Annotated in this window: 6 protein-coding genes; 4 read left to right on the top strand and 2 right to left on the bottom strand. The window is 71.3% G+C overall.

Annotation, left to right across the window (positions count from 1 at the left end; genetic code table 11):
- The 4 genes from WBP48_RS06550 to WBP48_RS06535 form a co-directional block, all read left to right on the top strand.
- The coding region (locus WBP48_RS06550) for a hypothetical protein (RefSeq protein WP_424437864.1) at positions 1–432 on the top strand (432 nt) is incomplete at its 5' end.
- A gap of 46 nt (positions 433–478) precedes the next feature.
- A complete protein-coding gene (locus tag WBP48_RS06545; RefSeq protein WP_424437861.1) occupies positions 479–1,624 on the top strand; it encodes a serine hydrolase domain-containing protein in 1,146 nt (381 codons plus the stop codon).
- A 72-nt stretch (positions 1,625–1,696) separates the two neighbouring features.
- Positions 1,697–2,344, top strand: a complete 648-nt coding sequence (locus tag WBP48_RS06540; RefSeq protein ID WP_424437858.1) for a hypothetical protein — start codon at positions 1,697–1,699, stop codon at positions 2,342–2,344.
- Complete coding sequence (locus WBP48_RS06535) at positions 2,345–4,039, top strand: hypothetical protein (RefSeq protein ID WP_424437855.1); 1,695 nt, start codon at positions 2,345–2,347, stop codon at positions 4,037–4,039.
- Positions 4,040–4,094: 55 nt separating this feature from the next.
- On the opposite strand, the gene WBP48_RS06530 is transcribed toward WBP48_RS06535, so the two are convergent.
- Complete coding sequence (locus tag WBP48_RS06530; protein WP_424437852.1) at positions 4,095–5,756, bottom strand: cytochrome b; 1,662 nt, start codon at positions 5,754–5,756, stop codon at positions 4,095–4,097.
- 68 nt (positions 5,757–5,824) lie between these two features.
- Positions 5,825–9,265, bottom strand: coding sequence for a BTAD domain-containing putative transcriptional regulator (locus tag WBP48_RS06525; protein ID WP_424437849.1), 3,441 nt, complete (start codon positions 9,263–9,265; stop codon positions 5,825–5,827).
- Positions 9,266–9,356 lie beyond the last annotated feature (91 nt).

Below are 9,356 nucleotides of genomic sequence, written 5' to 3'. Positions count from 1 at the left end.
CACCGTGCGCTGCGGTGGACCGCCGTGCTCGCGCTGGCGGAGGGCGGACGGCTGCGCGAGGCCCGTGAGCTGCAGTCGCGCTGGAGCCTGCGCCACATCCCGACGCGCCGGTACTGGGGCAGTCAGTTCGAGTGGGCGCAGGCGGCGGAGCTGTCGCTCCTGCTGGGCGCGCCGCGGCTGCGCGACGCGTACGACACGCTGCTTCCCTTCGAGGGACAGCTGATCGATGTGGGGACGGGTCTGGCCGTCTGGGGTACCGTCGACGATCTCCTCGGGCGCCTCGCGGAGAGGCTCGGCGAGGATGAGGCCGCCGAGCGCCACGTCGCTCGCTCCGCCGCCGTCGCGGCGCGCGTCGCGGACGCGTTGGGGGTCGTCCCCGGTTTCGGCAGTCGTCCCAGCACAGTCCGGACGCACACGACTGTGCCAGAGTGACTGCGGAATCCAGCGGTGACTGATCCATCGAGATGAGGAAGGCGCAATGAACAGAAGTGAGCCTGACGTGACGGTCGGCGGCGCGGACCCCGGGTTGGAGCCCGCCGTGTCCGCGTTCCGCGAGTTGATCGTCTCGGGCGAGGAACCGGGCGCGTCGCTGAGCGTCTGGCGGCAGGGTCGCCCCGTCCTGGAGGCCTGGGGCGGGTTCGCGGATGCCGACAGGACGAAGCCGTGGACGTCTGCCACGCTCGCGATGACCTACTCCACCGGCAAACCGCTGGCCGCGCTGGCGGCTCTCCTCGCGGTACGCGAGGGTTTCGTGACCCTCGATGACCCCGTCATCCGCTGGTGGCCGGAGTACGGGCAGGGCGGCAAGGAGCGGACGACGCTCCGGTACCTCCTGTCGCACCGGGCGGGGATGTCGGTGTTCCCGGAAGCTGCGAGCGGGATCGATCCGCTCGACAAGGACGCCCTGATCCACGCGCTCGCGGCGGCGGAGTGCCTGTCCGAGCCGGGAACGGCGATCGCCGAGCACGCGATGACCTACGGACACCTCATCGACGGGCTGCTCGCGGCGGCCGGCGCCGTCGACATCCGGACGACGGTCGCCGAGGTGACGACGCCGCTCGGTGCAACACTCTGGTTCGGGGTGCCGTACTCCGTGCTGGGCGACGTCGCCGCCCTCGAGATCATCGACGAGAACTGGGTCGCCGAATACCTGGCGAACCCGCTCGCGGCGCGGGCGCTGTCCCTCCCCGCCGGGCGCCTCGTCCCGGCGCACGTCAACTCGGCGCCCGCGCGACAGGCATCCTTTCCGGCGGACGGACTGTTCGCCACCGCGTCGGGCCTCGCCCGCTTCTACGACGACCTGTCGCGGCCGGGCGGGAGGATCGCGCGCGCCCTCGGACCGGTGCTGTGGGAGGAGTACCTGCGCCCCCACGCGGTGGGCCACGACGCGTTCCTCGACGGCCCCGCGCAGTGGTCGCTGGGACTCAGTGTCGACGAGGACGAGTTCGGCATGGGCGGGATCGGTGGCAGCTGCGCCTGGTACTCCCGTCGACACGACTACGCGATGGCGTACGTCACTCGCGGTCTCGGGACCTTCGACCGCGTGGATGCCGTCGCGCACGCGCTCGAAACGGCCCTCGCCGAGCTCCCGGACGCAACCTTGCGTTCTCCCGACACGGCATGAAAGGTGCGCGCTAGCGGACCTCGGCAGACTCGGCGGCGTCACCGGCCATCCCCGACGAGCCCAGGAGGTCTCATGTCCCGCCGACTCCCGCTGCCGGAGCCGTTGCCACTGAGCGGCGCGCTGCGCGACGTCATCGACTCGCGCGTGTCGATCACGCGGTTCCCCCTGCATCGCGTCCGCATCACGATCGACCACGAGCCGCTTCGCGGGGTCACCCCCGAGATGCTGCTGTGGTGGTTCCGCAACATCGGTCACGACACGGACTACTTCGGACAGACCGTCCCCCGCTACCGCGTATGGCACCCGCTCGATCACATCCGATGGGAGCTCGCTCGCGAGGCCTCCGGGGGCGGGGTCGGAGAGGGCTCGCGGTTCCGGATCGTCGAGGCGATGGGAAGGGACGAGCGGTACTACATCGACTCCGTCGACCGCGTCGAGAAGCTGGACCTCACCGGCATCCGCCTGGTGCTGCGCATCGCCGGCGCGCAGTTCTTCCAGCTCGAGCACACGTGGTCTCGCGCCGACGGCGCGACGCACTACACGAGCGTGCTGGACCTGGGCGGCCGCTGGCGCCTGGCCGCGCCGATCAACCGCTACCTGCGCACCCGGATCTTCGGGCCCGAGATGGATGCCGCGTGGGTGAAGCACAACATCGAGGAGGTCGGCCTGTTCGAGCACTTCCTGCCCGACCTCCACGCCCGCGAAGCCGAGGGGCACTGAATGGCCGGCCACGCCAACGCCCGGCGCCTGGGGATCTCCGGCGGGCTCACCTGCCTCGCGCTCATGGTGTCGGGATGCGCGGCCCCGGCCCCTGATCCAGAGCCTGCTGCCGTGAACCAGGTGGATGATCTGGTGCGCCACTCGGCACGCCTCGCCGATGTCCTGGTGGATACGACCGGCCTCGCGCGCGACGACACGGTGCGCAGCGGGCTCTCCGACGCGTTCGCCGGTCTGAACGCTCTCGCCGATACGGAGCGGATACGCCTGTTCGCCCCTGAACTGCAGGTCTCTCGCGGGTCGGCGCGTGCCGCTGCACGCCCCGCCGACCTGGCGGCGCTCGGCTATCTCGGCGCGGAGCTGGGCACGCTCGCGATGCCCGGGCTCGTGCGAGACGCCTTCAGCGCGGTCGGTGAGGGACACGGCGCCGACCTCGACGAGGTCGCGCAGGATGCCGACGGCGAGCCCGTCCTGAACAGCGACGGCACGCCCCGGATGCGCGTCGTCTCGACGTACGCCGGGGGCCTGCTCCGGGTGGAAGGCGACTTCCGTCAGTTCACGTCGGCGGACGGCCAGTCCACGTCGATCGACATCGACACGACAGCGGACGTGTGGGGCTGCCCCGATCCCGACGGCAGGTACTCGGGCACGATCACGCTTCAGACGACGATCACGCACACCGGCACGGCGGGCCTCAACTCGGGTTCGTTCGCACAGACCGTGGAGCTGGCCGGCACGGTCGGTGACGACGCGATGATCGCCGAACGGGAGTTCGCCTACCGCTCCGCCCTCCGCGGGGGCGAGGCGGCCGAAGGTCTGTACGTCGAAGCCAGCGGGTCGTTCGCTCCGTCCGCGGACGCGGCGCACTGGTCGGGCACGGCGTCGATCGATCGTGCGAGCCAGTCCGTCTCCGGCGATCAGCGAGAGACGTTCCTGGAGTCCTCTCACCGCGTCGCCGAGGCGACAGAGCACCTGATCGCCCGCGAGGTCGAGACGTTCCTCCGCTCCGGCGCGTGCGTCACCGTCGTGACCGCTCCCGGGCCGGGAGCCCTGTCGAGCCCGCACCAGTCGCTGGAGGTCACCGTGACCGGGCGGAGCGCGACCGACGGCGACGAGATCTCCACGGGCACCGCGAGCGCTTCGCTGCGCAGCGGTGGGCACGGTGTCGATCCGGACGGTCAGAAGCAGCCGCTCCCGGCGCTCGTCGTCTACACGGGACCGGATGCCGAGGAGGAAGGCGTCGTCTCCTACGAACTCGTCAGTCGCCGCGGCATCGGCAGATCCGACGTCACCTACCGCGTCGGTCAGGGCTGGCTGCTGGACTATACATGGGAAGGTGTGCGCTATCACGCGGTGAAGTGCGGCGACCTCGCGGGCTCGTGGATCCTCACCCGCGTGGGCGTCCCCGAGGGCAACGGCGGCTCCCTGGATGCCGTGATCACCTTCGACATCGAGCCGATGGCGCTGCTCGGCTACTTCACGGAGCAGGGCACGCTGTCGTTCGGGTCGGACGTCATCACGGCGACCTACGGCGGCGAGGTGATCATCGAGCGGCAGGACGACGGCACCGCCGTGCTGCAGCTCCGGGCGACCAGCGGCACCGTCGAGATCCGCGGCGTGCCGTCGAGCGCGACCGGCATCCGGCAGGAGCCCCCGATGCCGCTCGTGCCGACCAGCGATGCGGAGTGCACGGGCTGAACCGCGGGGGGACGGGCACTCGCCCGTCCCCCCGCTCACGCTCGCCTTCTTGCGTTCACGCACCGTCTTCCTCGCTGTGCGAGACGTGCGAGCCGGGAGCAGCGACCGCGGGGTCTGCCGGGTGGCGGGCACCGGTTTCGATCTCGGACGATCCGAGAGGCTCGAGGCGATCCTCGAAGAACCACCGCGAGAGCACCGAGCGGACGCGCGCGAGCGGGCCGATGCGGCCGCGGTCGTCCGGGCGCACGACCAGCGGCTGGTGCGTCTCGACGTCGATGAGCCTCCAGCGCTCGTACTGGTCGAGCGGCTCGTGCACCTCGACGTACTCGCCGCCCGGCAACCGGTAGATCCGCCCGGACTCGTAGCCGTGGAGCAGCAGCTCGCGATCCTTCTTCTGCAGCCCGATGCAGATGCGCTTCGTCACGAAATACGCCAGCGCCGGAGCGGCGAAGAAGGCCACCTGGAGCGCGTGCGTGACCCCCTCGATCGACAGGACGAAATGCGTCGCGATGAGGTCGGAGCTCGCCGCCGACCAGAGCACCGCGTAGAAGGTCACGCCGGCGGCGCCGATGGCCGTGCGGGTCGGCGCGCTGCGCGGGCGGTCGAGGAGGTGATGCTCGCGCTGGTCGCCGGTGATCCACGCCTCCAGGAACGGGTAGCAGGCGACGCACGCCAGGAAGGCCACGAGGACGACGATGGGGACGATGATGTTGAACGACCACGTGCGCTCGGCCCACTCGACCTCCCAGCCGGGCGGGATGAGACGGAGGATGCCGTCGGCGAAGCCGACGTACCAGTCCGGCTGGGTTCCCGCCGACACCGGAGACGGATCGTAGGGCCCGTAGTTCCAGACCGGGTTGATCGTCACCAGGGCGCCGATGACGGCGACGACCCCGAACACGACGAAGAAGAACCCGCCGGCCTTCGCCGCGTACGCGGGGAGGATCGGGTACCCCACGACGTTCCGCTCCGTCCGTCCCGGTGCGCGGAACTGCGTGTGCTTGTGGAGGAAGACGAACACCAGGTGCAGTGCGATCACCGCCAGCAGGATCGCGGGGATCAGCAGGATGTGCAGGGCGTAGAAGCGGCCGACGATGTCGTCGCCGGGGAACTCGCCGCCGAAGAGCAGGAAGCTGATCCACGTTCCCACCACCGGGATGCCCTTCGCGAGGCCGTCGGCGATCCGCAACCCGTTCCCCGATAGCAGGTCATCCGGAAGGGAGTACCCGGTGAACCCCTCGGCCATCGCGAGCACGAACAGCACGAAACCGAGCACCCAGTTGAGCTCGCGCGGCTTGCGGAAGGCTCCGGTGAAGAAGATTCGGAGCATGTGTACGCCGATCGCGGCGACGAACAGCAGCGCCGCCCAGTGGTGCACCTGCCGGACGAACAGTCCGCCCCTGATGTCGAAGGAGATGTCGAGCGTCGATGCCAGCGCCGCCGACATCTCGATGCCCCGCAGCGGCGTGTAGGCGCCGTCGTAGTGCACCGGCGCCATGGATGCCTGGAAGAAGAACGTCAGGAAGACACCGGTGAGAAGCAGCACGACGAAGCTGTACAGTGCGATCTCGCCGAGCAGGAACGACCAGTGGTCGGGAAAGAGCTTTCGTCCGAGACCCGCGACTGCTCCCGAGATGCTGGTGCGTTCGTCGAGGTAGTTCGCGAGCCTGCCGGTCATTCCCTTCGGCGGTGCCGTGGTGGTCTCCTGCGAACTCATGTGCACCTTCCGACCTGCATGAAAACCCGGGTGAGAATTCCTGCGAACCACGGTGAGTCCGCCACCTTTCACCGTCCTTTCACACGAGCTGTTCGCGGGGCGACGGGCCACCGTGGCTCGACCCCCAGCGCAAACTCGACGGCGCCCGTCACGGCCGCCGCGTCCTCGCGATGGCGGCGGGCCTCGTCGGCGCGCCCGAGACGTGCTGCCAGCCGGGCCAGCAGTTCGTCGCGCGAGCCGACGACGGCAAGGCCCGTCCCCGCCACGATCAGCGGAGAAGAAAGGCGGGCGAGGGCGGTGTACGCATCCGAGAGGAGCGGCGTGCCGAGGGCGACGGCGACTTCCGCGGCCTGGCACACGTCGAACTCCGTACCCCAGTGCGCGGTGCGCGGCACACCACGGAGGTTCCAGCGGGCCTGCATGGCCCGCGCCTCGTCGAGTCGCGACGACTCGACGAGCGCGATCACGGCCGACCATCGCAACGCGCGGTGGGCGTCTTGAGAGGCGATGGCGACGATGTCGTCGGCGACCGTCTCCACATCGCCCTCGAGCCGGGCGAGGGTCAGCAACTGTATCCATCGCCCCCACTCCCCGCCCCAGATGCTCGTGCGACGGAGCGTCGCGTACGTCCGCTCGATGAGCTCTCGCGCTTCGGGAAACCGGCCGGACTGCATCGCCATGGCGGCGAGCTGGGCGGTGTGCTGGGCGACGTGCTCGGCCCGCCCCAGCCGGGGGATCAGCTCCGCGAGCCGGTCGGCGTCGCTGCTCCACGTCACAACGTCGGCCGCCGCCATCGCGAGGGAGGCGCGGTGGAGGAGCGCGACGGCATCGCCCGGGCCCTCCTCGCGCAGCCACGCGGCGACCGCCTCCCGCCGGCTCGCATCGTCGCCGGGTCGCCACAGCGCGAACACCCGTGCGCTATAGGCGCGGGCGCGTAGGTCCGGGTCTCCGACCTGCTCGGCGAGGGTGACGGCATCTGCCGTGAGCGCTTTCGCGTGTTCGCGTTGCGCAGCGTCGCCGTAGTAGAGCTCCATCGCCAGAGCGCTGCTCAGCTCCACGACCTGCGCGGGCGTCAGCGCCTGCGTGGGCGCCAGCGCCTGCGCGAGCGGCAGATTCGCGGTGGCGCCGTCGCGCGTCGATGAACCGACGATGCTCTCCAGCAGGCGCACGGTCTCGGCATCCACTTCACCGAACTGACGCCAGTTCCACAGGGTGACCCCGCCCAGCAGCGACAGCACCCGAACGGCGAGGTCGCGCTCACCGTGCTCCCCGAGTCGATGAGCGGCGCGCAGGGCCTGCCGCAGCGACAGCGAGGCGCCCTGCACGTCGCCGGCGCTGCGCCGTTCCTCCGTCAGGAGCATCAGTGCGTGGGCGCGGCGGCGCGGCTCGTCGTCGTCGATCGGCAGCGCCTCGAGCGCTCGCGACCGGAACAGAGCCGCCTGATCGAAGGCGAACGCCGCGCGGGCACGGTCCGCCGCGGCCATGCACGCGACGTACGCCGCCTCGTCGGCCACCCCCGCTGCGGCGCGATAGCGATGGTAGGCGAGCCGCTCCCGCTGCGGTTCGAGGTCGGCACCGTACACACGTTCGATGGCGGCGGCGAGCTTCGCGTGACGCCCGGCCGCCTCGTGCGGCGCGAGCGCCGCGAGCACGGCGTCCCGGGCGAGGCTGTGGACGAAGGCGAATCCGTCGGCGCCGCGACGGAGGATGCCGAGATCGCACAGCTCGTCGAGCACTCGCAGCACCTCCGGCGGGCGCGGACCGTCATCCGCTGCGTGCACCCGGTGATCGACGGCGAGCGCGTCGACCGCGGCGGTCAGCAGCAGGTCGCGGGCGTCGGCGTCGAGCTCGCCCACGCGGAGCGCGATGAGCTCCGTGACGGTGCTGGGCAGCTCCGCACCCGGCCCCGCCGTCAGCAGTTCGGTGAGGAAGAACGCGTTTCCGCCCGTTCTCTCCCACAGCTGCGCCGCCATGCGGTCGGTCTCGCCGCCCCGATCCTCGTGAGGCCGCGCGAGTCGCCGCCGCACCTCGTCGAGCGTGAACTCGGGCACCGCGATCCGTCGCGTCGACGTCTCCCTGCTGAGCGTCGCCAGGATGCCGGCGAACGGCAGCCGGTGCGACTCCGGGTGGCGCACGGTCAGCACGACGACGCACCCGCTCGATCGCACGCTCGACGCCAGCAGCGACACCGCGCGCAGCGTCGGCGAATCGGCCCACTGCACGTCGTCGATGACGATGAGCAGGGGCTCCGTCCGTGACGCCTCGAGCACCCTGCCGACGAGGGCGTCCGCGAGCCGGAACGTCGCGTCCTCGACTCCGGAGGCGGCGTCAGCGACGAGCGATCGCAGGCGCGCGAGATCGTCCGCGCCAGAGGGATCGCGTGCACCGGGCAGCTGCCCGAGCACCCGCTGCCACAGCCATAGCGGGGGTGCACCGGTCGCCTCGACCGCCCGCGTCCACGCGACCGCGAATCCCTGCTGCTCGGCGAGGCGGGCAGCGCGTTCCGCGAGGAACGTCTTGCCGACTCCGGCAGGACCCTCGAGGACGAGCACGGTGCCACGCCCCGACCGCGCCGCGTTCACAGCATCCGTCACAGCACTCAGGTGCGCCTCACGACCGATCACCTCGTCCTCGGGCGGGGGCGGCGCGAGCGTCAGCCGCGACGTACCGTCCGTGTGGCGGCCCACCGGCGAACCGGACTCGCGGGGACCCGGCGCGCGGGAATCCGGTTCGGGGGAGTCCGGTCCGGCGGAGTCCGCCCGCAGCAGCCTCGTGTGCAGCTCCCGGATGCGCCGGCCCGGATCGATCCCGAGGGCGTCGGCCAGCACCCCCCGGAACTCCTCGTACACCGCGAGCGCGACGGCGGTGTTGCCGAGGGCGTGCTCGGACTCCATCCGCAGCAGCCAGAACGCCTCGTTCAACGGCTCACGGTCAGTAAGGGTCCGCGAAAGTTCCGCAGCGCGGCGGGCAAGGCCCTGATCGAGCAGGCAGCGGGCCTCGATCTCGACGAGGCGGTCGCGCAGCCGCGTGAGCCGCTGCGCCTCGAGCCGGAGGTCCGCAGACTCCGCGGCATTCTGGAACGGTTCTCCCCGCCACAGCTCGCCCGCGACATCGAGCCAGGTCTGGGCCTCGCCGGGCTGTCCTTCCTGCAGCGCCGCATCCGCCCGCGCGATCGCGCGTGCGAACGGGACGACGTCGACCTCGTCCGGCGCGATGTCGAGAGCATAGCCGGGTGGCCGGGTGACCAGTCGGATGCCGAGGGGCTCCAGCTGGCGCCGCAGTCGCGAGACATACACGTAGAGCGTCGAGAGCGCCGACTGCGGAGCGTCGTCGCCCCAGAGCTGCGCCATCAGGCGCTCCGCCGACACGACCCTCCCCGGCTCGAGCGCGAGAAGCGCCAGCAGCGCCGCGACGCGGCCGGACTGCGCGCGTGAGACACGTCCGTCGCCCTCCGCGACGAGCTCGCCGAGCAGCCGGATCCGCAGCTCGCGGTCACCCTCACGGCGCATCGGGAGCGTCCTTCGGGGGCTCCCAGCGCTGCACCGCCGCCGCCTGACGCGCGAGCACCGACGAGGGCGTCAGGCGCAGGACCGTGTCGCG

Origin of the sequence: Microbacterium sp. (genome assembly GCF_049661145.1) — a bacterium.
GTDB lineage: Bacteria > Actinomycetota > Actinomycetes > Actinomycetales > Microbacteriaceae > Microbacterium.
This window is presented reverse-complemented; position numbering and strand designations above follow the sequence as displayed.

What these genes read in the sequence shown, in the direction of transcription:
- WBP48_RS06545 (WP_424437861.1), top strand. Translation starts at nt 479, where the DNA reads ATGAACAGAAGTGAGCCTGACGTGACGGTCGGCGGCGCGGACCCCGGG.
- WBP48_RS06540 (WP_424437858.1), top strand. Translation starts at nt 1,697, where the DNA reads ATGTCCCGCCGACTCCCGCTGCCGGAGCCGTTGCCACTGAGCGGCGCG.
- WBP48_RS06535 (WP_424437855.1), top strand. Translation starts at nt 2,345, where the DNA reads ATGGCCGGCCACGCCAACGCCCGGCGCCTGGGGATCTCCGGCGGGCTC.
- WBP48_RS06530 (WP_424437852.1), bottom strand. Translation starts at nt 5,756, where the DNA reads ATGAGTTCGCAGGAGACCACCACGGCACCGCCGAAGGGAATGACCGGC.
- WBP48_RS06525 (WP_424437849.1), bottom strand. Translation starts at nt 9,265, where the DNA reads ATGCGCCGTGAGGGTGACCGCGAGCTGCGGATCCGGCTGCTCGGCGAG.